We start from the raw sequence: 22452 nt of genomic DNA, 5'->3' as shown, positions 1-22452 counted from the left end.
CGATTGCCGTGACGGTACGGACCACCGCCTCCACGGAGCGTCAGGCGTCGGTGCCCTCGAGCGCGTCGAGCGTCGCGATGTCCTCGGCCGACAGCGCGAAGTCGACGTCGGCGTTCTCGGCGATGCGCGACGGCGTGGTGGACTTCGGCAGGGGCAGGACGTCCTTCTCGAGCAGGTAGCGGATCGCGACCTGGGCGACGGACTTGCCGTACCGCTCGCCGATCGCCCGGATCGCCTCGTTCTCGAGCAGACCGCCCGTGGCGAGCGGCGAGTACCCCTCGACGAGGAGGTCCCGCTCGCGGCAGTAGGCGGTGGTCTCGTCCTGGGTGTTGCCGATGAACCAGCGGATCTGGTTGGCGTGCGGGACGACGTCGGTGTCCGCGGCGAGGGACTCGAGGTCGTCCACGTCGAAGTTGGAGACGCCGATCGAACGGGTGCGCCCGGCGTCGTAGAGCTCCTCGAACACCTTCCACACCTCGATGTTCCCGGCGCGGTGGTCCGAGCCGATCGCGTTCCAGGGCCAGGGCGCGTGGATGAGGTACAGGTCGATCGGGCCGACGTCGAGCAGGCGCTCGGACTCGGCGAAGGCGTGACGGGCGCCGTCGGCGGTCTTCACCTCGGCCGGGCACTTCGTGGTCACGAACACCTCGTCGCGCGGGACGCCGCTGTCCTTGATCGCACGGCCGACGCTCGCCTCGTTGCCGTAGGCGCGTGCCGTGTCGATGTGCCGGTACCCGGCGTCGAGCGCGGCGCGGGTCGCGTCGTACGCGGCCGCCCCGTCGGGGATCTGCCAGGTGCCGAAGCCGATCTTCGGGATGTGCAGGCCGTTCGACATGGTGAAGGTGTCGATGAGTGCGGGCATGGGGGGACCTCCTTCGTCGGGCGCCGCGGACCGCGGCGTCGGGTGCCGAGGCGGACGCTACTCCCCGCCGGGGGCGGTGCGTGCGGTCGAGTCGCTCAGCGGCTGCCGCCGCACGTCCCTCCCGCCCGCCCCGTGGCGCGGTCAGCCCTGCGGCGGCGTGTAGTACTGCAGGTCGTTGCCCTCGGAGTCCTTGAACGGCATGATCCGACCCCACGGGTGCTCGCTGACGGAGCCCTCGATGTCGGCGCCGCGCTCCTTGAGCGTCGCGATCTCGTCCTCGATGCTCCCGTCCGGCTGGAACGTGATGACGGCGCCGCCGTCACTCGCGGGCTTCGCGTCCTCGCGGGCGTTCAGGCCGATACGCAGGCCACCGCCGTCGATCTCGCTCCAGTCGTCACCCTCGTGCGTGACCTCGAGTCCGAGCGTGTCGCGGTAGAACGCGACCGCGCGCTGCATGTCCGTGACGGGCACCCAGACCGCCGCTACTCCCTGTGCCATGTCGTCTCCTTCGTCTCGGACCGACAGGGCGTCGGCCGCTGCAGCCCTTCCTACGCGTCGGGTGGCCGGAGCCGTGGGACGAGGACACCGGTGCTTCCCAGGGAATGCGCGTCTCAGCGCAGCGAGACGAGCCGCCCCCGCGCGGTCGGCAGGACACCGACGCGGTACTCGAGGACCGCGGGGGCGGCTCCGCCCCCGCCGACGGTGGTGCTGGCCGCGCCGAAGCGCCACACGCGGTTGTAGAGGTACACGGCGATCTCGGTGCCGCCCGCGTCCGACACCGCCCACGTGCCGGTCCCCCACTGCGCCGGGTGCCCGCGTCCGTCGACCACGACGGTCGGTCGGGCGAACCACACCAGCGCCGGCTTCCGGAGCCGCAGCTCGATCCGTCGTCTCGTCGTCCCGGAGGGCTGCGTCGCATCCACCCGCGAAGCGTACCCACTGGCACCGGCGACGACGGCCGCACGCAGATGGTTCGGAGCCGGAACCATCCGGCGTAGAGTGGCGCGCGTGACCGACCCGAGCACCGAGGGCTGGATCCGCCGCCTCTGGCGTTACATGCTCCGCCACCGCAGGAGCGTCGTCATCTCGCTGGTCGCGGCGCTGCTCGGGAGCCTCTGCCAGGTCGTCGTACCGCTCGTCGCCCGTCGCATCGTGGACGGCGTGATCGTCGCGCACACCTCGCCGCTCGGACCGTGGCTGGCGCTGCTCCTGGCGCTCGCCGCCGCGACGTTCGGCTTCACGTACCTGCGGCGGTACCGCGGCGGCCGGGTGGCGCTCGAGGTGCAGAACGACCTCCGCAACGACATGCACGACCACCTGCAGCGCATGGACTTCGCGAGCCTCGACCAGATGCCGACGGGGCAGCTCGTCAGCCGGGCGAACTCCGACTCGGCGCTCGTGCAGGGCCTGCTCAACATGCTGCCGATCATGAGCGGCAACGTGATCCTGATGGTCCTGTCGATCGTCGTGATGTTCACGCTGTCACCCCTGCTCGCCCTGGTCAGCCTCGTGATGGTGCCGGTCCTCGTCGTGACGGCCTACCGGATGCGGCGCAGGATCATGCCCGCGACCTGGGACGCCCAGCAGCGCGAGGGCGAGGTGGCGCAGATCGTCGACGAGGACGTCAACGGGGTCCGCGTCGTCAAGGCGTTCGGCCGGGAGCGGCACGAGGTCGAGCACCTGACGCGCGTCGCGACCGGCCTCTACGGCGCGCAGATGCGTTCGGTGCGGATCCAGGCGCGGTTCCAGCCCCTGCTCGAGTCGATCCCGACCCTCGCGCAGGTCGCGATCCTGGCGTTGGGCGGGTGGCTCGCCCTGGAGGGCCGGATCACCATCGGCACGTTCCTCGCGTTCACGAGCTACGTCGCCGCGCTCATGGCGCCCGCTCGGCAGCTCGCGGGCGTGCTGACGATCGGACAGCAAGCGCAGGTCGGCATCGAGCGGATCTTCCAGCTCATCGACCGGGAGCCCGCGATCCGGGACGCGCCGGACGCCGTGGCGGTGGACCACGTCCGGGGCGACGTCGTGTTCGAGGGTGTGACCTTCTCCTACGGGACCGGGAGTGCCGACATCCACCCCGCGCTCGACGGGCTCGACCTGCAGGTGCGGCCCGGCGAGCGCGTCGCCCTCGTCGGGCCGAGCGGGAGCGGCAAGTCGACGGTCGCGTCCCTCGTCGCCCGGTTCCACGACCCGGAGTCCGGGCGGGTCCTGCTCGACGGACACGACCTCCGCGACCTCCGCCTGCACTCGATCCGTGGCGCCATCGGCATGGTGTTCGAGGACAGCTTCCTGTTCTCGGACACGGTCGGGGCGAACATCGCCTACGGGCGTCCCTCGGCGACCGAGGCGGAGATCCGCCACGCGGCCGAGGTCGCTCATGCGATCGGGTTCATCGATGCGCTGCCGAAGGGGCTGGAAACCGTCGTCGGTGAGCGTGGCCTGTCGTTGTCCGGCGGGCAGCGGCAGCGGATCGCCCTCGCCCGGGCGATCCTGTCCGATCCGCGGATCCTCGTGCTCGACGACGCGACGAGCGCGATCGACGCCTCGACCGAGCAGTCGATCCACGACGCGCTCCGCGGCGAACTCCGGGACCGGACGGTGATCCTCATCGCCCACCGCGAGTCGACACTGCACCTCGCCGACCGCATCCTGGTCCTCGACCACGGGTGCGTCGTCGACGAGGGGACGCACGAGTCCCTCGTCGCCACGAGTGCGGTGTACCGCGCGCTCGTCACCGGCCTCGACGACGACGCGACCGACGACACCGCGGCGGCGGCCGCGGCGGGTGACATCGACGCCCTGAGCCGGCTCGCGCAGGCGGCGGGCGGCGTGACGGACGATGCCTGGAGGCCCGGAGCGGCTGCGGCGACCCCGGTCGCGACGTCGGGGCCCGGTGGTGGCCTCGGCATGGGGCTCGGCGGTCGCGGACGCGGCAGCGGTCGGGGCATGGCCGGCATGTTCGCGGCGACCCCGGAACTGCTCGCGCGGGTGGCGGCGCTCGGACCGATCCGGGACGTCCCGACGGTCGACCTCGACCGCGAGACCGTGCAGGACCGACGGTTCTCACTCGCCACGCTGCTGCGGGAGTTCCGACGTCCGCTGCTGCTGGCCCTCCTGTTCGTCGTGGTCGACGCGGTCGCCGGCCTGCTCGGGCCGGTGCTCGTCAAGACCGGCATCGACGACGGCGTGCAGCGGGGTTCCGAGGTCGTGCTGTTCGGCGCCGCGGCCCTGTTCCTGCTGGTGACGCTCGCGGACCTCGCCGACGGCATGGCCGAGACCTTCGTGACGGGCAAGGCGGCCCAGCGGATCATGCTGAGTCTGCGGATCCGGATCTTCGCCCAGCTCCAGCGGTTGTCCCTGGACTTCTACGAGCGTGAGATGGCGGGCCGGGTGATGACCCGGATGACGACGGACGTGGACCAGTTCGAGACGCTCATCCAGAACGGCCTGCTCTCGGCGCTCGTGTCGATCGTGACGTTCGTCGGGGTCGGCGTCGCGCTCGTGCTCATCGACCCCGAACTCGGTCTGCTGACCCTGTTGTCGGTCGTGGTCCCGCTCGCCGGGGCGACCGTGTGGTTCCGGAGCCGGTCCTCCCGGTTGTACGACGAGGCGCGTGAGCGCATCGCCGTCGTCAACGCGGACTTCCAGGAGAGTCTGTCCGGCGTCCGCGAGTCCCAGGCGTTCGTGCACGAGGCCGCGACGGTGCGGCACTTCCACGCGCTGGGGCGGCGGTACCTCGACTCGCGGATCGCAGCGCAGCGTCTCGTCGCGACGTACTTCCCGTTCGTGCAGTTCCTGTCCGGGGTCGCCGACGTCATCGTGCTCGGCGTCGGCGCGACGCTCATCGGGTCCGGACACCTGACGTCCGGGGCGCTCATCGCGTTCCTGCTCTACATCGACATGTTCTTCTCGCCCATCCAGCAGCTGTCGCAGGTGTTCGACGCGTGGCAGCAGACGCGGGTGTCGGTGTCGCGGATCAGCGACCTCATGGCGCTCGAGACCCTCACCCCGGACGCGTCGGACGCCGTCGTCCCGCCCCGCCTGTCGGGCGCGCTGGAGCTGCGGTCGGTGCGGTTCGCCTATCCCGTGGTGCGCACGCCCGTGCGTCCAGCGGAACGCCGCGGCCCGGCCGACCCGCGCACCGCGTCCGCCGCCCCGTCGGCGAGGGCGGTCCGACCGCCGGAGGCACTGCACGACGTCACGCTCGCCGTGCGCCCGGGCGAGACGATCGCGTTCGTCGGCGAGACGGGCGCCGGCAAGTCGACCGTGATGAAGCTCATCGCGCGGTTCTACGACCCGGACGACGGCGCCGTCCTCGTCGACGGGCAGGACCTCCGCACGCTCGACCTGCGGGCGTACCGCCGGCAGCTCGGGTACGTGCCGCAGGAGGCGTTCCTGTTCACCGGCACCGTCCGGGACAACATCGCGTACGGCAGGATGGACGCCACCGATGCCGAGGTGGAGGCGGCGGCGCGCGCCGTCGGCGCACACGAGTTCGTGTCCGAGCTGCCCGGCGGCTACCACCACCAGCTGTCGGAACGGGGGCGGTCCCTCTCCGCGGGGCACCGGCAGCTCATCGCCCTCGCCCGTGCCGAACTCGTCGATCCCGCGGTCCTGTTGCTCGACGAGGCCACCTCGAACCTCGATCTGCTCACCGAGGCGCGCGTGACGGCGGCGATGCAGACCGTCGCGTCCGGTCGGACCACGATCGTCATCGCCCACCGGCTGCAGACGGCACGCGCGGCACACCGCATCGCCGTGATCGCGGGAGGGCGGATCGCGGAACTCGGCCCGCACGACGAGCTGCTCGCGCGCGGGGGCCGGTACGCGGCGATGTGGCAGGCGTACGAGGCCGTCGACGCGCGATGAGGACACGCTCGCCGCTCGCGACGACCCCGCTCCGACGGACGGGAGGGACGGCACCAGCTCGTGCCGTCCCTCCCGTCCGTCGATGGTGCGGTCAGCGGCGCCGCTTGTCCATGACGCCGGCGGCGGACCGCTGCTGCTCCCCCTGCTGGGCGCCCATCACGAGCAGGATGCCCGTGAGCACCGGCGTCACCCACTGCAGGATCTTCTGCTGACGCTGCGCTGACGTGAGCGTCGAGGAGGCGGCGGGCGACGCCTCCGTCGTGCCGGCCGCGCCCTCGGAGGCGTGCTCGGCCATCTTCTTGCCCAGCGATGCCGACCAGAAGGTCGTCACGGCAGCGACGATCGTGAGCGTCAGCTTGACGCCCGTGTTGGTCCGGGCCTCCGGCTGCACGCCGAGCCGGTCCCGGTTGGCGATGATCAGGCCAGCGCCACCGATCGCGTGGACCGAGAGCGCCGCCAGCTGCAACGGCGCCCACTTGCTCCACCCGAGCGCCGACAGCGTGAGCCGCTCGACCGGGTCCTTCGCTCCGGCCGCAGCGCCGTTCAGGCCGGTCGCCCCCATGAGGTTCCCGCCGAACCAGGCGGCGAGCCCGATGTCGTGCATGCTGCGGATGACGGTGTTGTTCTCGGACATGGTGCTCCCTGGTCTGCTCCGGCGGTGCCGGCGGTGTGTTTCTCGGCGGTGGTGCGGCTCCGGCGCGTCGAGCGTCGCAGCGACGACGCGGGTGGTGGCCGATGGCGTCCGGACCCGGGCTGACGTGGCAGAGCGGACGCTACGCGGGTGGAGGATCGGGGCGGCCCAGGACCGTCCCATGCACGTCGGTACGCCTGGTCGGCTGGTCAGCCCGCCGTGCGCGCGAGCACGAACCCCTGCCGGTGCCGCTCCACCTGCCGGGGCGCGCGGTCGAGGACGGCGTCGACGCGGAACCCGAGTGACCGCAGGAGCCCGGTGACCGACGACGGCTCGTGCAGGAACGCCGTGAGGGGGGCCTCCTGTCCGTACGGCCGCTCGATCGTCCGTGTGCCGGTACCGGCCTGGAACCCGAGCAGGAACACGCCATCCGGGCGGAGCACCCGCCGCACCTCGGTGATGACGTCCCGCAGTCCGTCGGGTGCCGTGTGGATGATCGAGTACCACGCGAGCACGCCCGCGAACGTGGCATCGTCGAACGGCAGGGCCGCGAGGTCGCTCTGCCGTAGGTCCACCGCGATCCCTCGTCGGGCGGCGTGGGCCAGCATCCCGGACGAGATGTCGACGCCGGTGAGCCGCATCGTCCCGTCACGGTCCTGCAGGTGCCGGAGCATCCTGCCGGTGCCGCATCCGGCGTCGAGGACGGTCGCGGCACGAGGGAGCATGTGCGCGAAGTGATCGACCATCGCCATGTCGATCGGCGCTTCGAAGGACGTGTCCGGCAGGTGTTCCGCGTAGGTGTCCGCCGCTGCGTCGTACCCGGATCGGGTCTGCTCGAGAAGCGGGTCGCTCACGCGCTGGAGGCCGAGCGGTGCGCCCGGAGTGCCTCCACCACCAACTCGTGATCGGCGTGCATCTCGAGTCCGCTGACGCCGAGGACCCCGACGAGCGCGCCACGGACCCGGAGCGGGAATCCGCCCCCAGCCGCCTGGTACAGCAGCGGGTCGAGCGCGGAGGAGGCCCCGAACGTCGTGCCGTCGGCCTCGTACTGCGTCCGGACCGCGAGCGTCGAGTGCCCGAAGTGGCGAACGACCCGGAACTTCCGATCCAGCCACGCGTCGTTCACCGCGCCGGATCCGGGCGTCGCGACGTGGAACACCCGCTGCTCACCGAAGGCGACGGCGACGCCGACGCCGAGCCCGCGCTCGATCGCGGTCGCCCGCAGCCAGGAGCCGACCGCCCATGCGTCGTCGAGGTCGAAGCGCTCCTGCTCGAGTTCACGCTCCTCGGCGAGCAGGCGCTCGAGCTTCTCCTCGGGCTGCAGGTCGCGCAGTGCCGCCATCGCCAACTCCTCGTCGTCCTCGACCGATCGGGTCGACACCGACCGTACCGGTACCGGGCGGGGCCCGTCACTGGGCCGGACGCGGCCCCACCTCATGCAGACGGGGGCGCTTCCAGGTCACCGGTTGGTCCCGGTGGCCCACACCGCCTTGCCGTTCTTGTAGAGGACGAGGTTCCCGTCGCTCTGCTGCGTGAGCTTCATCCCGGAGCCACCGAACCGACTGGTCTTGCTCGACCACAGGGCCTTGGCCGCCTTCGTGTAGAGCACGAGGTTCCCGTCCGACTGCAGGGTCAGCTTCGCGCCGCCCCTGCCGCTCGTACGGGTCGACCAGACCGCCTTCCCGTCCTTGTAGACGACGACGTTGCCGTCCGTCTGCAGGACGAACTGGCGTCGCTCGGCGGAGTCCCAGATGGACTGACCGGCGGTGATCACGGCGCCCGGTGTCAGGGTGTCCGCGCCGGGGCGCTTGTTGTTCCACAACGTCGAGCTGTTGCGGGTGAGCCTCAGGCGCCCGTGGTCGTCGATGCTCAGGACGGCGCCAGCTCCCTTCCCCGATGTGCCCGTGGCCCACACCGCCTTGCCCGTGACGGCGTACAGCACGGCGTTGCCGTCCGCCTGCAGTGCGAGGTGCGCGCCGTGGTACCGGGTCGTGCCGGTCGCCCAGAGCGCGCGGCCGTTGCCGTACTCGACGAGGTTGCCGTCCGCCTGCATGTCGAGGTGGTACTGACGCGACGGGGAGTGGATGCTCTGGCCGGCCGTCATGGTGGTGGCGCCGAGGAGCTTGGTGCCGTCGGCGGAGATCCCGGTCACCGGCGGTGCCGGGGTGTGGGTGGGCGACGGGGTCGGCGCCGGGGTCTGGGTGGGCGCCGGGGTCGGCGCCGGCGTCTGCGTCGGCGCGGCGGTCGGAGCCGCCGTGGGCGAGCCGGTCGGCGTCGGGCTCGGGGCCCCCGTGGGCGAGGTGCTCGACACCGGCGGGGTGCTCGACACCGGCGGGGCGGACGAGCACGCCGGTGACACGGGCAGGTCGCCGCGGAGCTTCGACCAGTTGGGGCTTCCGAGACCGGTCGCGAGGTCGTAGCCCGCCGTCGCCGGGTACGTGCCGTTCGACCCGCTCGTGACGTCCTGGAAGTCACGAGGGTGGGCGTAGATCGCGGCGTGGATGTCGCCGATGCCGCTCGTGCAGCCGCGGTCCGCGAGGGTGGTGGCGAGCTGCGCCGCCATCATCGGCGTGGACAGGCTCGTCCCACCACCGAGCACCCAGCCGTTCGTGCTGCTGGTGTAGATGCCGGGGCCCTGGTAGGGGTCGGCCTCGGCCGCGATGTCGGGGACGGCTCGTCCCCGGGACGGGTCGGCGTTCGTCCCCGCCTGGTACGACGCGGAGTCGAGGCTGGCGTACCCGCCACCGCCGGAACCACTGCTGTTGTTCCACACGCTCTCGGAGAACGAGCCGTCGGCGTTCTCGGTGAGGCTGGTGCCGCCCACGGCGACCACCGCGGAGCTCGCTGCGGGGTAGAGGACGCTGGTCGCCGAGCCGGACAGGCCCTGGCACGACGCCCCCGTGTCGCCGACCGCGGCGAACATGGTCGCGCCCGCTCCGACGATGCGGTCGATGGCGTCCTCGAGTGCTGCGTGCGTGGCCTGGTCCATGTCGGCCTCGCAGGACCCCCAGGACTCGCTGACCGCGGTGATGCCGTGGGCCACGACGTCGTCCGCGATGCGGCTGTAGGCGTCGTACACGCCCTGGGCGTCCTGGTTGACGAAGTAGATGCGCTGCGCGGCCGCGGGCGCGTTCCCGAGGATGGTCTCCTGGTCGAGCGCGACCTCGACCCCGCCGTTCGTGTCGCTCGGGGTGGTCGGGTCCGCTCCGTCGATCGGGATCTGTGTCACCGACGGGACAGCGGTCCCCGCCGCGTTCGCGTAGGCGGCGAGGTCCCCGGCGTTCCAGCCGGAGAACTGCACGGTGGCGATCGTGGTGCCGGCGCCGGCGTTCGCCGAGGCCGAGTAGGCCGTGCGGAAGTCGCTGACGGACGTCCCCGGCACGCTTGCCGGCACCGCGACGAGCCGCCGATCGAGGCCGAGGACGGTGGTTGCCGCGCCTCCGAAGGACGCCGGCATGGTCAGGTGGCCGACGGGGTGCATCTGCGTGCCGGTGCCGACGACGCGGACGCCGAACACGGCCTCCGCGTCGGCCACGGTCCCGCTCGCACTGACGTTCCAGGGCCCCGCGTCGGACACGGTGAAGCCGGCGTCGACGAGTGCCGCCTCGACCCGCGCGCGACCCGAGGTCGTGGGGCTCGTCCCGGCGATCCGGGTCCCCCGCTGGTGCGCGGAGAGGCCGTGCGCCCTCGCGGGCAGGTCACGCAGCGCGGCGCGGTCGCGCGGCGTCAGCACGACGGTGAGGTCGACCCGGGTGTCCGCCGGTGTCGCACCGGTGGACGCGGAGCCGGTGGAGGCGTGGGAGGCCGGCACCGTCGGCTCCGGTACGACGGGCTGGAGCCGCGACGCGGACGCGGGCGCGGCGATGCCGATGACGGTCGCCCCGGCGAGCGCGGCGACGACGATGCCGGCGAGGGTGCCCTTCGTCGCTCGGGATCCGGCCCCGGTCGTGTGGGCGGAACGGTGGTCGCCGCGGTTGCCGGTCATGCTGCCTCCCTGTCCGGTCACGCCGTCGGTGGGACTCGATGGCGTGGGTGCGATGTCGCTCGTCGGCTCGTCGATCGGCGCGACCCCGACGTGTGCCCTCCCCGATGGGCGGCAGAACGTGGACGAGGTCTGCGGACACGACTGACCCGTGTCCGCCGACGGTGCCCCGAGCCCCTGTTCGCTCGGTCGACGGCCGGCGCCCACGATACGTTCGGGCGGCGACTCGGCAGTAGTGGTGCCGACTGTTTCACCCTCGAACTGGGACGTCGAGCACCGCACCCGGCGCTGCGCGGAGCTCGCCGGGACGGTCCGCGGTGCGGTCCACCGTCGCGCACCGTTTGTCCCACGTTCTGGGAGGGTCCCCAGAACGCGGGAATTGTCCGCAGCGCACGCTGCCGCATTCCTTGTCTCATGGCCAACCACCACGACCTGACCGGCAGGCCGCGGACGCGATCAGGAAGCGTCAGCACTTCCCTCGCTGTACCCACCGGGTCCTCCCGGCGTCCTCGGACACGGAGGACCTGGGCAGCGATCGCCGTTGCCGTGATCGCGGGCGTCACCCTGACCGGGTGCGTCAGCGGGCCCGGTGCGTCTGGCGCCCGCGCCGCGGGCGACGCCGACGTGGCCTTCGGTGCACCCGCCTCCCCGACGGGCGCCGCAGTGGCGGCACCCGCGGCGCCCGGTGCGGTCAGCGGGACGGTCCGGGGCGGGTCGGCCGCGAGCGAGCGCCCGCAGGTGTCGTCGGCTCCTCGGGCCGGAGGGCCGTCCGCCGCAGCAGCGTCGGTGGAAGCCCGGACGACCCGTGGGCCCGCGACCGGGACAGCACCGCACACCGGCGCGCTGTCCGACGCACTCCCTGCCGCACAGCTCGCCGTCGGAGTCCGGACGCCGGCACCGGCCGCACCGAGCATCTCCTCGCCCGCCGCGGCGCCGACCAGCTCCTCGCCCGCCGCGGCACCCAGCGCTGCGCCGTCGCCGGCCGCCAGCGCCGCCTCGTCGACCGCCGTGGTGCCCCCGCGGACCCCGATCACCATGATCGGGACCCCCGCGTGGGTCCCGGTGGGCGCCAGCCCCTCCCCCGCCTCCTCGGGGCGCGGGAAGGGCATCTCGCCCGGTGGTCTGTACGAGAACACGATCAACACGATGAGCGCGTCGGCGGCGACCGCCGTGTTCGCCGACATGCGTTCGACGGGTGCGACGTGGGTCCGCCTCGACTACAACTACGCCGGGAACACCACCCGCCACGGTGGCGCGACGACCCAGACGATCACGGCCGCGCGGTCGGCCGGGCTGGACGTGCTCGTCATCCTCGGTGACGGCACCGCGCCGATGCCCGAGTCCGCCGGGTACAAGGCGGCCGGTGGGTGGATGACGTCCTCCGTGACGCAGCTCGCCGCGCTCGGCGTGCACACGTTCGAGATCGGCAACGAGGTCAACCTCGGGGCGAACTGGGGCGGGACCCCGGACCCGGCCGCGTACACGGCGTTGCTCGAGACCGTGTACCCGATGATCCACGCTGCGGACCCGAAGGCGACCGTCCTGATGGCCGGTATGGCGCCCTACGGCAAGGAGTCCCCGACACGGAGCGCGCAGGGCAGCAACTACCACCCGTTCGACTTCATCGACCAGATGTACGAGGACGGGGCGCGCGGCAGCTTCGACGCGCTGAACCTGCACCCGTACGTGTACCCGGCGATGCCGGCGACGTCGGACGGGGGCTACAACGTCCTCTCCGTGCTCCCGGACCTGCTCGCGATCATGTCGAGCAACGGGGACAGCGCGAAGAAGATCTGGATCACCGAGGCCGGGATGCCCACCGGCACCGACGGCGGCTACCCCGCGTACACCGTCGCGCAGCAGCAGCAGACGATCACCCAGCTGTTCCAGGTCGCCGCGAAGTACCCGCAGCTCGGTCCGGTGTTCCTCTACGACTGGCAGGACGGCGGCATCGACGGTGACTTCGGCCTGTACACGTCCGCGCACGTCAAGAAGCCGTCGTACGCGACGTTCGCCGGCATCAGCTACTGACCAGCAGCCCCCGACGGACCCGGCGGCGGTGACGGAGGACCGAACGACGACGCGGTACGGTCGGCGGCGGGATCGACCGCGCGTCCTCAGGCGAGCAGCTGTTCGCTCAGCTCCCACAGGCGCCGTGCGTCGGCGGGGTCACGCATCGCCGAGTTCGCGTCGGCCGGGATGCTGTCGGCGGTCACCGGGCGCTCGACGTCGTCGAGCACGGCGACGTCGTTGTCCTTGAGGTAGACGCCACCGACCCCGTCGAGCCACGGGCTGGCCGCGCCGAACACGATGGTGGCGGCGCCCTGCTCGACCGTCTTCTTGCCCACCTCCGGGTCGATGACGGTGGCACCGTGCTCGTCGACGAGACCCTGCGCGCGGTAGGAGTCGATGCGCGCGGGTGCGTGCGGGCCGGGTCCGATGACGACGCCGGGGTGCACCGCGAAGGCCCGGATGTCCTGCCCCGCGGTGCGTCGGTCGAGCTCGACCGTGAACAACACGTTCGCCCGCTTCGACTGGGCGTACGCCGCGACGGGGTCGTAGCCGGACCGGAAGTCGAGGTCGTCCCACCGCACGCCCCCGATGCGGGCCGCGCCGGAGGTCACGGTGACGACGCGTGCCCCGTGCGCCGCCCGGAGGGCCGGGAGGAGGGCACGCGTGAGCTGGAAGTGACCGAGGTGGGACGTCGAGAAGGCGAGTTCGTGCCCGCGCGCGTCGAGCTGGAGCTCGGGGGTGAACAGCACCGCGGCGTTGTTCACGAGCATGTGCACCGGCCGTCCGGTCTCGTTCCACCGCGCGGCGAAGGCGTCGATCGAGTCCGGGTCGGTGAGGTCGAGCTGCTCGACGCGCACGCCGTCGATCCCGGCGACCGCCTCGGCGGCGCGGGCGGTGTCGCGGGCGGCGACCGTGACCGACGCACCGGCGGCCGCGAGGGCGCGGGAGACCTCGCGGCCCAGCCTGCTGTGGCCACCGGTGACGATCGCCTCCTCCCCGGTGAGGTCGACGCCCTGGAGGACGTCGGTTGCGGTGGAGGCTGCGGTGAACGGCGTCCCGAGGGGGATCTGCTGCGAGGTCATGCCCTCAGTCTCATCGTCCAGGATCGGACGCGGAATCGTCGCGCGTCCTGTTCTCATGCGGCAGAGTACGGACCATGGTCCATCCCGCGCAGAGCGACGCCCTGTCCGACGTCTTCGACCAGGTCGAGGTCCGCGGCCTGATGACCGGTGGCTTCGCGGTCCGCGGTTCGTGGACGTCCCACGGGACGATCACGCGGCCGCTCAAGCTCGTCGCGCTCGTCGCCGGTTCCGCTCGCATCGTCGTCGACGGACCCGGAGGACCGATCGGGCCCGTCGAACTGGGCCCCGGCGACGTCGTCGTGCTGAACCACCGGACGCACATGGAGGTCCGGGGTGGCGTCGGCGACGGACCGCCTGCGGAGTTCGTCCCCGACACGCGCTTCGACTCCATGGCGTTGGCCGCGGCCGACCTGTCCACGGACGACGTCCTCGTCGGCGGGTGGATCCAGGTCAACCCGGCCGGGCAGGCGCTGTTCCGGACCGCGCTGCCCGGTCTCGTGCACGTCCGCGCCTCGACGCCCGCGGCCGCCCGACTCGCCACCCTGGTGGCGCAACTGTTCCGCGAGGCATCGAGTGGACGCCTGGGGTCCGCGTTCGCCATCCGTCAGAACGCGCAACTCATCCTCCTGGAGGTCCTCCGCGCGTACCTGGAGCAGGAGCGTCCGCCCGTCGGGTGGTTCCGCCTGCTCGCCGACGAACCGCTCGCGCCCGCGCTCCGACTCATGCACGATCACCCCGGCCGGTCCTGGGGCCTCGCCGAGCTCGCACGTGCCGCCGGGATGTCCCGCACGACCTTCGCCGAGCGGTTCCGGACGGTCGCCGGCGTCCCACCCCTCGCGTACCTGTCACGGTGGCGGATGCTGCTCGCGCAACGGGCGCTCCGCAACCCCGACGTCCGCGTCGGTGCCCTGGCCGCGGAGCTCGGCTACGGCTCGGAGAGCGCCTTCAGCACCGCGTTCAAGCGTGCGGTGGGCGTCTCCCCCGCCCACTGGCGTCGCCGCTCGTCGGAGCAGACCGGTGACGCACCGGCACCGGCGATCGCGGCCGGCTGACTGGGCGAGGCGGTGTCAGCGCGGGCCGGCCGCCGTGCCACGGTCCCGGACCCGGGCGACGGCGGATCGCACGAAGCGCGGCACCGGCGACGAGACGGCGTTGACGTACGGCCGCTCGACGGCCCCGAGCGACATCTTGAACCTGCTCACGCCCAGGTCGACGTAGCCGACGAGGTCGACCGCGCTGTGGCCCCGGGCGAGGGACCACTGGAGCATGTCGTGGTACAGCACGGTGCTCGGGTTGACGGCGCGGTGCGCTCGGAGCGTTCCACCCGCCCATCCCGTCACCACGTCGTGGCTCCCCAGCGCGACGAGCACACCGACCGGTTCCCCCGCGACGAGTGCGGTGGAGAGGTAGACGTCGGACCGATCCGCTGCCCAGCGTGCGACGCGCTCGCCGATCTCCGAGGGATAGGGCGAGGGCACGCCCCGGCTCTCGTAGGACTCGCTCAGGACCCGCGGCAGCAACGTCGTGACCTCGTCGGGCAGCGCGGGTCTGACCTCCACCGCGTGACGTCCGGCCGCGCGGAGGGCCTGGCGCGCGCCGCGTTTCATGCCGGCCACCAGGGACTCGGGCGAGGAACCGACCAGGTCGATGACGAACGTGCGGTCGGCGCTCCACTCGGATCCGTTGCCGACCAGTGCTGCTTCGCCGGCCGCCGCGACGCCGGGCCCGAAGTCGAACCGGACGACCGGCACCCGGTGCACGAGCTGCCAGCGTCGGAACTGGCGCAACGTGCTCGCCAGGAGCGCCTCGGGCACGAGCGGTCCGACGAAGGGGAACGGCGGATCCGCGGGTCGCGCTCTGCGGGGCGACCGCAGCAGGACGGGGAACACGCCGACCGCACGGCCGCGGTGCTCGACGACCAGGGGCTCGAACCGCCAACCGTGGAGGTCGGTCTGCATCCGGAGCCACGACCAGTCGTGGAATGCGGTGGCGCCCGGACTCGCCGCGACGAGGGCGTCCCACTCGCGCTCGTCGTGGCCGACTCGGAACTGGATGTCCGTTCCCACGGATGACTCCTGACTCCCGCGTCGCATCGGCGCGGGCTCGTCCGCAGCGTGCGGACCGATCGGACGGGTCCCACGGACGCGGGCTGTCGAGGTGGGCCCTGCCGGGCTCGAACCGACGACGTCCACGGTGTAAACGTGGCGCTCTACCAACTGAGCTAAAGGCCCCCGCCGCCGGAGCGGCAGGCCCAGTGTACCGAGCGCTCGGGTCCCGTGAGGCTGCGCGGACCGGTCGTCCGTCGACACCCGCCCTACCCCTCGCCCTGGGCAGCTGCAGCCGCGGCGAGGTCCCGCACCACGTCGTACGCGGGCTTCGCGGTCCCGTCGGTGTCGCGGACCCCGAAGTTGTCCTCGGGGTCGCGGGCGCCGGTGTCGAGGTCCTGGTACGAGTAGATGACGATCGGGCCGGCCCACGCACGGGCGCCCCAGATCCGCGCCCCGACCGCCAGGTACCTCGCCTGCTGCGCGTCCGAGACGCCGCGATCGCTGTTCGTCGGGAACCCGAACTCGGTGGCCCACATGGCCTTGTCGGCATCGCCGTTCGCGACCATGACGGCACGGACGTCCGTCGCGCCGCGGAGCCAGTTCCACGCGACGTCCGCGGTCGGTGCGTCCGGCCAGGAGTACGGGTGCATGCCGACCGCGTCGAGGTACGCACCCCCGCCGGCCGCGTAGACGCCACGCAGGAAGTCAGGTGGGGACCACGTGCCGCCCCCGGTCCGGGCGGGAGCGAGGCCGGTGGAGATCACGCCGACCGTGACGCCCGCGGCGATCCCCGCGGCACGGAAGGCGCGTGCTCCCGGGACGAGCAGGTCGTGCGTGTACGCCTGCGGTGACATCCCGGTGATGTTCACCTCGTTGCCGATCTCGACGGCACGCACCCCGGCTGCGAGCATCGGGGGCGAGGCACGGTCCATGAAGGCCGCGAAAGCCGGCCCGCATCCGCCGGGCGCCGAACTCGCCCACCCCGGCACGCCGGTGAGGACCGGGAGCACCGTGAGGCCGCGCGCCGTCGCCGCCCGGTAGACGGCGAGCGTGTGGGTGAGGTCGTACGAGTCCGGGCCGGACGGCTCGATCGCCGCCCAGTTCAGGTCGAGCCGGACGATCGTCGCGCCCGTGGCGGCGATCCCGCGGAACAGCGTCGTCAGCCGCGCCGAGCCGAGGGTCATCGGCTGGTCGCCCTGGGTGAACCCGAGTCCCCCCATCCGCCGCAGGGCGTCCCGGGAGGCGCGGGTCGAGCTGTCGACGGCCGTGCCGGACCGCACCTGTGCGCTCGGCGCCGAGGACGACGCCGACGGGGCGGCCTCGTCGTCCGCCGGGACGGAGCCGTGGTCACCGCAGGCCGACAGGGTCGACGCCGCGCCGGACGTCCGGTGCACCCACACGGCGCCGACGCCGACGAGCACGACGAGGGCCACCCCGCCCGCGACGAGGTACGCCCATCGGTGGCGGCGGCGTGCCCTCGTCGGGCGGTGCGCCCCGTCGCCGGGAGCGTGTGCCGCCATCAGACCTCCGGCACGACGATCGGGGCGACGGCCCCGGATCCGGCAGGCGGGAGGCCCGGTGCGGCGGGCTCGGTGGGCTCGGGGGCGTCGAGCAGCACGATGTCGGACTGGACGTCCGCGTGCCGCGGCATCGCCCGCACGAACACGGTGGTCTGGTACAGGACGGTGACGATCCCCGTCACGACGAACCCCGCGGCGAGGGCGTCCGCCGCGCCGATGAGCGCGGTGAGCAGGACGGCGAGGAGCCCGGCGCCGAACCCGATGAGGGAACCGCGGCTGATGACGCCGACGCGGTCGACGGCCACGAGCGCGACGCTCGTCATGTAGCTCCCGAGGACGCTGAAGCCCATGAACGCACCGAGCATGAGTCCCGCGAACGCGGGCACCTGGACCTGGCCCGCGGTGAGCAGCCCGCTCGCGACGGGCAGCAGCACGGTGTAGACCACCCAGGCCAGCACCGAGATGACGAGGATCGCGGCGAGCGAGCGCCGGAGGGCGCGGACGAGGGCACGTCCCTGCTGGGACGGGACCGCGGCCTGCATGTACTGATGCACCGGCTGCATCGCCATCGTCGCGAACCGCAGGAGCTTCTCGTTGAGCGCGTACAGCGGGAGCTGCGCCGGGATGAACCGCGCGACGATCACGAGCACGAGCGGGTAGTACGCGGCGACGGCGACGGCGACGGCGACGCCGTGGCGCTGTTCGCGGATGACCCGCCACGCGCCGGCCGCGTCGTGGACCCCGCCCGCGGGCCGCCGCACTCCGCCGAGGAGTCGCACGGACACGATGACGAACGCGGCGAGAGCGCCGGCGAGCTGCAGCGCCGAGAAGGCGATGAGCCCACCGCCCAGGGCGAGCGCGCCGACCCCGAGGACCGTCCCGACCACGCGCGGCACGGTGTCGGCCCAGAACAGCGCCACGGGCTCGCGTCGGCCGATGAGGGCCCACGTGCCGGAGAGTCCGCCCGCCGCCATCGCCACGCCGGCGACGACGGCGGCCAGGTGCGCGGTCGGCGCGATGACCCACGTCACGCCGACCGTGATGGCGAGGACGGGGACGAGCACGATCAAGCGGGCGACGATGGAGTCCCAGTAGGCGACGGCGTGCTCGCTCCGCGGCATCATCGCGATGCGGGCGGGCCCGGTGATGCCCCACCCGAACATGGTCAGGACGCTGAGGGACGACCCGACGGCCTGCCCCAGCGCGACCGCGGCCCAGGAGTGGGCGCTCGTGAGGGTGACGATCACGGGGATGGTGACGATGCTCGACGCCCCGGACACCACGACGGTCGCGAAGAACCAGCCGAAGGTGCGGATGCGGCGACCGACGCCCTCGCTGTCGACCCGGGCCTCCCGGCGGGTGCGTCCGTCGGTCTCGGTGGTGTTCACAACGGCCTCCTGGATGGACGGGGTGCGGGAACGGTGACGGGCCCGGTGTCGACGGCGCGGGCGTGGGAGCCCGATGCGCCGAGGACGAGCATGACGATCGACATGGCTGACGTGTACTCCCAGAGCTCGACGAAGAAGAACCCGACGAGGACGCCGATCCAGATCGTCACGGCGAGCGCGGCGCGGCGGTTGCCGCGGCGGCCGGCACGGTACAGCGCGACCGCGACCGCCAGGAACAGGACGATGGCGAGCACGCCGCCCACGCCGAACTGCAGCCACATCGAGATGTAGTAGTCGTCGGTGAAGACCTGGAGCGCGGAGCCCTTCGCCTGCGACGCGGCACCGGCGAATCCCAGTCCGCGTCCGAAGAACCGCGGTGACGCGGCGAGGAGCTGTCCCCAGACCGCGAAGCGCTCCAGGAGACTCCCCGCGTTCCCGAGGCCGACGGCCAGGAACCCGATCACCGCGAGGAGACCCCCGACGGCCGCTGCGACGCGGACCCACCCGGCGACGACGCCGCGGGTCAGGAACACGGCGGCCGCGATCGCGACCACGAACACGACGATGCCCGTGCGGTAGGTGCTGAACACGAGGCACGCGACCCCGGACGCGATCGCGACGATCCGCCACACGCGGTCGCGTCGGGCGTCCTCGAGGGTCCCCCACCAGAGCAGCGCGACCGCGCCGAGCACCCCGGCGAACGCGCCGAGCTGGTAGTTCGTGCCGAACGTCCCCATGGCGCGGAGCGTGGTGCCGATGTTGCGGATGTTCGTGCCGTAGGACAGGCCGGTCAGGGCCAGGAGCCGGTCGGACCCGAGCGCGGACTCGATGCCCGAGACGACGGCGTTCACGGCGAGCAGCGTGGTGAGCACCCGGAGCACCGTCCGGATCGTGCGCGCCCTCATCGTCGATGCCAACAGGGCGACGAGCAGGGGGATGAACACGTACCGCAGGCCGCTGAGCCACTGCGCGGACGGCAACTCGAACACCGCGAGGACGGTCGCGGGCAGGACGAGGGCCACCATGCCGAGCACCGGCCACCCGACGCGTCGGTCGATCCGCCCACGGAGGACGGCGAGCAGTGCCGCGAGGACCGTCGCACCGAGGACGGCCATGTTCACCGCGGTGGCGCTGTGCACCGTGAGCAGCAGCGGCAGGGTCACCCCGTCGGCCGCGGCGGCGAAGCAGACCGCCACCGCGGGTACGAGCGCGACGAGCGGCAGCGCCACGAGGAGCACGATCGCGGCGGGTTGCGCCACGGCGGCGGCGCCGAGGCCGACGGCGGCCACGCTGCCGACGCCCACGACGGTTGCTCCGCGGCGACGGGAGCGCAGGGCCTCGCTCGTGCTCATGCCCCGGACGGTGCGGTCGCCGCGATGGACCGGCGGGCCGCCGCGTGCGCGGACGGGACCCGGACGTGAGCGGGGACCCGGACCGCCACGACGCCGAGGACCTCCTGCCCGCTCGTCCAGAGCCGCTCCACCACGGCGCTCAACGTCGGCGTGGTGACCTCGCCGATGCCGACGACGAGCACCACGGCGGTGGCGATGCGGGCGGCCGCGAGCGCCTCACTGAAGCCGTTCGCCGGCGGCGTGTCGACGAGGACGACCTCGGCGCTGCCGTGCAGATGGTCCACGACCGGCTGCAGGTTCCGGGCGGTGAACACGTCGCCCGCATCGGACCCGCGGCCGCCGGGGACGACGCTCAACGCGGGGAGCGACGCCGGGCGGAGCAGGACGTCCGACAACTCGGCACGGCCGTTCACGACGTCCACGAGGCCACGCTCTCCGCGCACCGCGAGTCCGGCCTGGAGGTCGGACGACCGGAGGTCCATGTCGAGCACGGTCGTCGGGACACCGGCACGGGCGAACGCCGTCGCCACGTCGGCGACGACGGTCGTCACGCCCTCGCCCGTCGTGCTCCCGAGGAACGTGATGGTGGGCCGGTCGCCTGCCCGGGCGAGGAGCGACTCGCGGAGGTCACGGACGGCCTCCGTCCACGCGGGGACCGACGACCGGTCGTGCCAGGCGCGGGCCGGGAGGCGCGGGAGCCGTCCGATGACCGGTGCGTCGGCGATCGCGGCGGCCTGCTCGGCGCTCCGGACCCGACGGTCGGCCGCGCCGAGCGCGAGCGCGATGCCGATCCCGACGATCAACCCGGCCACGAGCCCGAGGAGGACCACGACGAGTCGCCCGGGGCTGGTCGGACCGGTCGGGGTGGTCGGCACGCTGACGGTCGAGAGCCGGAGGTCCGCGGGCGTCGTGTCCCCGGACGCCCCGGCCGTGGCGGTGCTGGTACCCGCCGCGCTCGTGGGTGAGAGCAGATCGGGTGCGACCTGGATGAACCGGTTCGTGACCGCGGCGGCGAGCGCACGGGCGGCGCGCGGGCTGCCCGCGTCCGCCGTGACGGTGATGATCGCCGTGTCGGTCCCCGCGGTCGCCGAGACGTCCTTCGCGAGGGCGGCGACCCCGGTCGACAGGTGGAGCTGTTGGATGACGGGCTCCAGCACCGACGAGCTCGTGATCGCCGACGTGTAGGTCGGCAGGACCTGGCTGATGTACGACGCGCCCTGCAGGCGGTCCGTCGTGCTGCCGCTCGAGCGGATCGTCACGAGCACCTGCGACGACGAACTGTACGTCGGGCTCGCGGTGGCGCTGTAGACGGAACCGCCCACGACGCCGAGGACGACGGCGACGAGCACGAGTGCCCAGTGCCGGAGGACGGTGCGGACCGCGTCGGGTGCGCTCATCATGCGTGGTGCTCCTCTCGCACCCGAGCGGCCGGGGTGACGGCGGCTCGGAGCGACTGTTCGAATCGGTCCTGGTCGATGATCCCGGTCTCGTCCCAGAGGGCGATCGAGGCCTCGGACCCGACCAGCGACATCTGGACGTACGGGTTCGCGACGTGCCCCGGGTGCACGAGGATCGTGCCCAGGAGCGGGGTCGCACCCGGTCGCCAGACGGCGTCCGGGATGAGTGAGGGGAAGACGGAGAGGGCGACGTCGAACTGCGTGCGGATGACGTCGCCGGACGGGATCGGGAACGGGTGTCGCACGCGGTCGCGGACCAGGCCGACGACGTCGCCGACGAGGGCCGCGAGCGGTGCCCGCGTCTCGATCGCCCGGCGGACCTGCTCGTGCACCGATGCCGCGTCGCGTCGCATCGTCCGGAGCCGACCGATCGGGTACGACGTCGAGAACGGGCCCTGGACCCGCTCGCCGCGGGGCGCCCAGCGACGGAGGTCGACGTTCATCCGGATGGTGAAGTCGGTCGTCGGCGGGACGGCGTCGGCGATGGCGTCGAGCACGGCGGCCGACAGCTTCATGCCGCGCGTGGTGCGGCGCCCGGCTCCGTCGACCGCACGGGCGTCGAGCGTGCGCAGTTCCTGTTCGTCGAGCTGGACGGTGCGGAACCCGCGGAGGCGCCGTGCACGGTCGACGGCGAGCCCGCCCGGTACTTGGGGGTCGGGTGGCACCTGTCGCTCCGCGTCCCGCCGGGCCGCCCGGGCGAGACGGAGCGGGCCGGGACGGTCGAGCCCGGCGACCCGCATGGTGGCGGCCAACGGCCGCCGGGTCGGCGGGCGCACGGTGCGCCCCTCCGGCTCACCCGCGGCGATCGCGAGCACGCGCCGGATGTGGTGGCCGCTGGAGGCGCCGTCGAAGAGGTCGTGCGGCACGAGGACCGCGATCAGTCCGCCGGACACGAGCATCCGGATCGGGAGGACCGCGTAGCCGGCGTCGAGGAGGTGCGTCGCCATCTCGGCAGGTTCCAGGCCGTCGACGGCGACGTCGAGGACGTCGTCCGCGAGCGAGTCGGCCGCGCGGCGGGAGACGTGCCCCCAGGCCCGGTCCGGACGGTAGGCGCGACGGAGCTCGCTGCCGTCGTCGCTGATCAGGTGTCGGTGGAGGGCGTCGGGCAGGGCGTCGATGACGTCCTCACGGACGGGACCGAGGACCACGACCAGGTCGAGTTGGTCGTGGAGCCGCTCACGAATGGGCATGGGTGGGCGCCGTTCGGGTATGGAGCCGGGCGTTCGGGTACGCCACCGTCGGTTCGCT

General features: G+C 72.9%; 17 protein-coding genes and 1 tRNA gene. 3 read left to right on the top strand and 15 right to left on the bottom strand.

The genetic code is table 11. From position 1 onward, the window contains the following. Nucleotides 1-40: 40 nt before the first annotated feature. The 3 genes from DEI93_RS06745 to DEI93_RS06735 form a co-directional block, all read right to left on the bottom strand. Nucleotides 41-862 (bottom strand): aldo/keto reductase, encoded by an 822-nt coding sequence (locus DEI93_RS06745; RefSeq protein ID WP_111119140.1) that lies wholly within the window; start codon nucleotides 860-862, stop codon nucleotides 41-43. A 141-nt stretch (nucleotides 863-1003) separates the two neighbouring features. Next, on the bottom strand, nucleotides 1004-1360 hold the full coding sequence (locus DEI93_RS06740; RefSeq protein WP_111008724.1) for a VOC family protein: 357 nt from the start codon (nucleotides 1358-1360) through the stop codon (nucleotides 1004-1006). A gap of 113 nt (nucleotides 1361-1473) precedes the next feature. Then, a complete protein-coding gene (locus tag DEI93_RS06735; protein WP_111119201.1) occupies nucleotides 1474-1785 on the bottom strand; it encodes a hypothetical protein in 312 nt (103 codons plus the stop codon). A gap of 85 nt (nucleotides 1786-1870) precedes the next feature. On the opposite strand from DEI93_RS06735, the gene DEI93_RS06730 reads away from it, so the two are divergent. Next, entirely contained in the window at nucleotides 1871-5731 is a 3861-nt protein-coding gene (locus DEI93_RS06730; RefSeq protein WP_220037845.1) for an ABC transporter ATP-binding protein, read from the top strand. Between the two features lie 91 nt (nucleotides 5732-5822). On the opposite strand, the gene DEI93_RS06725 is transcribed toward DEI93_RS06730, so the two are convergent. From DEI93_RS06725 to DEI93_RS06710, 4 genes are all read right to left on the bottom strand, one after another. Beyond that, nucleotides 5823-6365, bottom strand: a complete 543-nt coding sequence (locus DEI93_RS06725) for a hypothetical protein (protein WP_111012556.1) — start codon at nucleotides 6363-6365, stop codon at nucleotides 5823-5825. A gap of 206 nt (nucleotides 6366-6571) precedes the next feature. Further along, nucleotides 6572-7216, bottom strand: coding sequence for a class I SAM-dependent DNA methyltransferase (locus tag DEI93_RS06720; RefSeq protein ID WP_111119141.1), 645 nt, complete (start codon nucleotides 7214-7216; stop codon nucleotides 6572-6574). Then, nucleotides 7213-7743, bottom strand: a complete 531-nt coding sequence (locus DEI93_RS06715) for a heme-degrading domain-containing protein (RefSeq protein ID WP_284158688.1) — start codon at nucleotides 7741-7743, stop codon at nucleotides 7213-7215. The genes DEI93_RS06720 and DEI93_RS06715 overlap by 4 nt, the downstream gene beginning before the upstream one ends. Nucleotides 7744-7821: 78 nt before the next feature. Then, complete coding sequence (locus DEI93_RS06710; RefSeq protein ID WP_111119142.1) at nucleotides 7822-10347, bottom strand: hypothetical protein; 2526 nt, start codon at nucleotides 10345-10347, stop codon at nucleotides 7822-7824. Between the two features lie 1032 nt (nucleotides 10348-11379). On the opposite strand from DEI93_RS06710, the gene DEI93_RS06705 reads away from it, so the two are divergent. After that, complete coding sequence (locus tag DEI93_RS06705) at nucleotides 11380-12375, top strand: hypothetical protein (RefSeq protein WP_146244347.1); 996 nt, start codon at nucleotides 11380-11382, stop codon at nucleotides 12373-12375. 86 nt (nucleotides 12376-12461) lie between these two features. On the opposite strand, the gene DEI93_RS06700 is transcribed toward DEI93_RS06705, so the two are convergent. Continuing rightward, a complete protein-coding gene (locus DEI93_RS06700) occupies nucleotides 12462-13439 on the bottom strand; it encodes an SDR family NAD(P)-dependent oxidoreductase (RefSeq protein WP_111119144.1) in 978 nt (325 codons plus the stop codon). A 74-nt stretch (nucleotides 13440-13513) separates the two neighbouring features. Here DEI93_RS06700 and DEI93_RS06695 point away from each other — a divergent pair, with 74 nt between their 5' ends. Continuing rightward, entirely contained in the window at nucleotides 13514-14491 is a 978-nt protein-coding gene (locus tag DEI93_RS06695) for an AraC family transcriptional regulator (protein ID WP_111119145.1), read from the top strand. Between the two features lie 15 nt (nucleotides 14492-14506). On the opposite strand, the gene DEI93_RS06690 is transcribed toward DEI93_RS06695, so the two are convergent. The 7 genes from DEI93_RS06690 to DEI93_RS06660 form a co-directional block, all read right to left on the bottom strand. Continuing rightward, nucleotides 14507-15505, bottom strand: coding sequence for a lipid II:glycine glycyltransferase FemX (locus DEI93_RS06690; protein ID WP_181435970.1), 999 nt, complete (start codon nucleotides 15503-15505; stop codon nucleotides 14507-14509). A 92-nt stretch (nucleotides 15506-15597) separates the two neighbouring features. Next, a tRNA-Val gene (locus DEI93_RS06685) sits at nucleotides 15598-15670 on the bottom strand. A gap of 83 nt (nucleotides 15671-15753) precedes the next feature. Continuing rightward, nucleotides 15754-17007: a hypothetical protein gene (locus DEI93_RS06680; protein WP_111119147.1), complete on the bottom strand. Its 1254-nt coding sequence runs from the start codon at nucleotides 17005-17007 to the stop codon at nucleotides 15754-15756. Continuing rightward, nucleotides 17007-18395, bottom strand: a complete 1389-nt coding sequence (locus DEI93_RS06675; protein WP_111008714.1) for a hypothetical protein — start codon at nucleotides 18393-18395, stop codon at nucleotides 17007-17009. Before DEI93_RS06675 ends, DEI93_RS06680 begins: the two co-directional genes overlap by 1 nt. After that, on the bottom strand, nucleotides 18392-19747 hold the full coding sequence (locus tag DEI93_RS06670) for an O-antigen ligase family protein (protein WP_111119148.1): 1356 nt from the start codon (nucleotides 19745-19747) through the stop codon (nucleotides 18392-18394). The genes DEI93_RS06675 and DEI93_RS06670 overlap by 4 nt, the downstream gene beginning before the upstream one ends. Next, nucleotides 19744-21147: a Wzz/FepE/Etk N-terminal domain-containing protein gene (locus DEI93_RS06665; protein ID WP_111008712.1), complete on the bottom strand. Its 1404-nt coding sequence runs from the start codon at nucleotides 21145-21147 to the stop codon at nucleotides 19744-19746. The genes DEI93_RS06670 and DEI93_RS06665 overlap by 4 nt, the downstream gene beginning before the upstream one ends. Then, nucleotides 21144-22394, bottom strand: coding sequence for a transferase family protein (locus DEI93_RS06660; protein WP_111008711.1), 1251 nt, complete (start codon nucleotides 22392-22394; stop codon nucleotides 21144-21146). Before DEI93_RS06660 ends, DEI93_RS06665 begins: the two co-directional genes overlap by 4 nt. Between the last annotated feature and the right edge of the window lie 58 nt (nucleotides 22395-22452).

The organism is Curtobacterium sp. MCBD17_035, assembly GCF_003234815.2.
In the GTDB taxonomy this organism is placed as follows: Bacteria; Actinomycetota; Actinomycetes; order Actinomycetales; family Microbacteriaceae; genus Curtobacterium.
Note: the sequence above shows the minus strand (reverse complement) of the source record. Positions and strands in the feature narration are given on the sequence as shown.

Bases quoted from the DNA above. Each gene is read 5' to 3' on its own strand.
- DEI93_RS06745 (WP_111119140.1), bottom strand. From the start codon at position 862: ATGCCCGCACTCATCGACACCTTCACCATGTCGAACGGCCTGCACATC.
- DEI93_RS06740 (WP_111008724.1), bottom strand. From the start codon at position 1,360: ATGGCACAGGGAGTAGCGGCGGTCTGGGTGCCCGTCACGGACATGCAG.
- DEI93_RS06725 (WP_111012556.1), bottom strand. From the start codon at position 6,365: ATGTCCGAGAACAACACCGTCATCCGCAGCATGCACGACATCGGGCTC.
- DEI93_RS06710 (WP_111119142.1), bottom strand. From the start codon at position 10,347: ATGACCGGCAACCGCGGCGACCACCGTTCCGCCCACACGACCGGGGCC.
- DEI93_RS06705 (WP_146244347.1), top strand. From the start codon at position 11,380: ATGATCGGGACCCCCGCGTGGGTCCCGGTGGGCGCCAGCCCCTCCCCC.
- DEI93_RS06700 (WP_111119144.1), bottom strand. From the start codon at position 13,439: ATGACCTCGCAGCAGATCCCCCTCGGGACGCCGTTCACCGCAGCCTCC.
- DEI93_RS06695 (WP_111119145.1), top strand. From the start codon at position 13,514: ATGGTCCATCCCGCGCAGAGCGACGCCCTGTCCGACGTCTTCGACCAG.
- DEI93_RS06680 (WP_111119147.1), bottom strand. From the start codon at position 17,007: ATGGCGGCACACGCTCCCGGCGACGGGGCGCACCGCCCGACGAGGGCA.
- DEI93_RS06670 (WP_111119148.1), bottom strand. From the start codon at position 19,747: ATGAGCACGAGCGAGGCCCTGCGCTCCCGTCGCCGCGGAGCAACCGTC.
- DEI93_RS06665 (WP_111008712.1), bottom strand. From the start codon at position 21,147: ATGATGAGCGCACCCGACGCGGTCCGCACCGTCCTCCGGCACTGGGCA.
- DEI93_RS06660 (WP_111008711.1), bottom strand. From the start codon at position 22,394: ATGCCCATTCGTGAGCGGCTCCACGACCAACTCGACCTGGTCGTGGTC.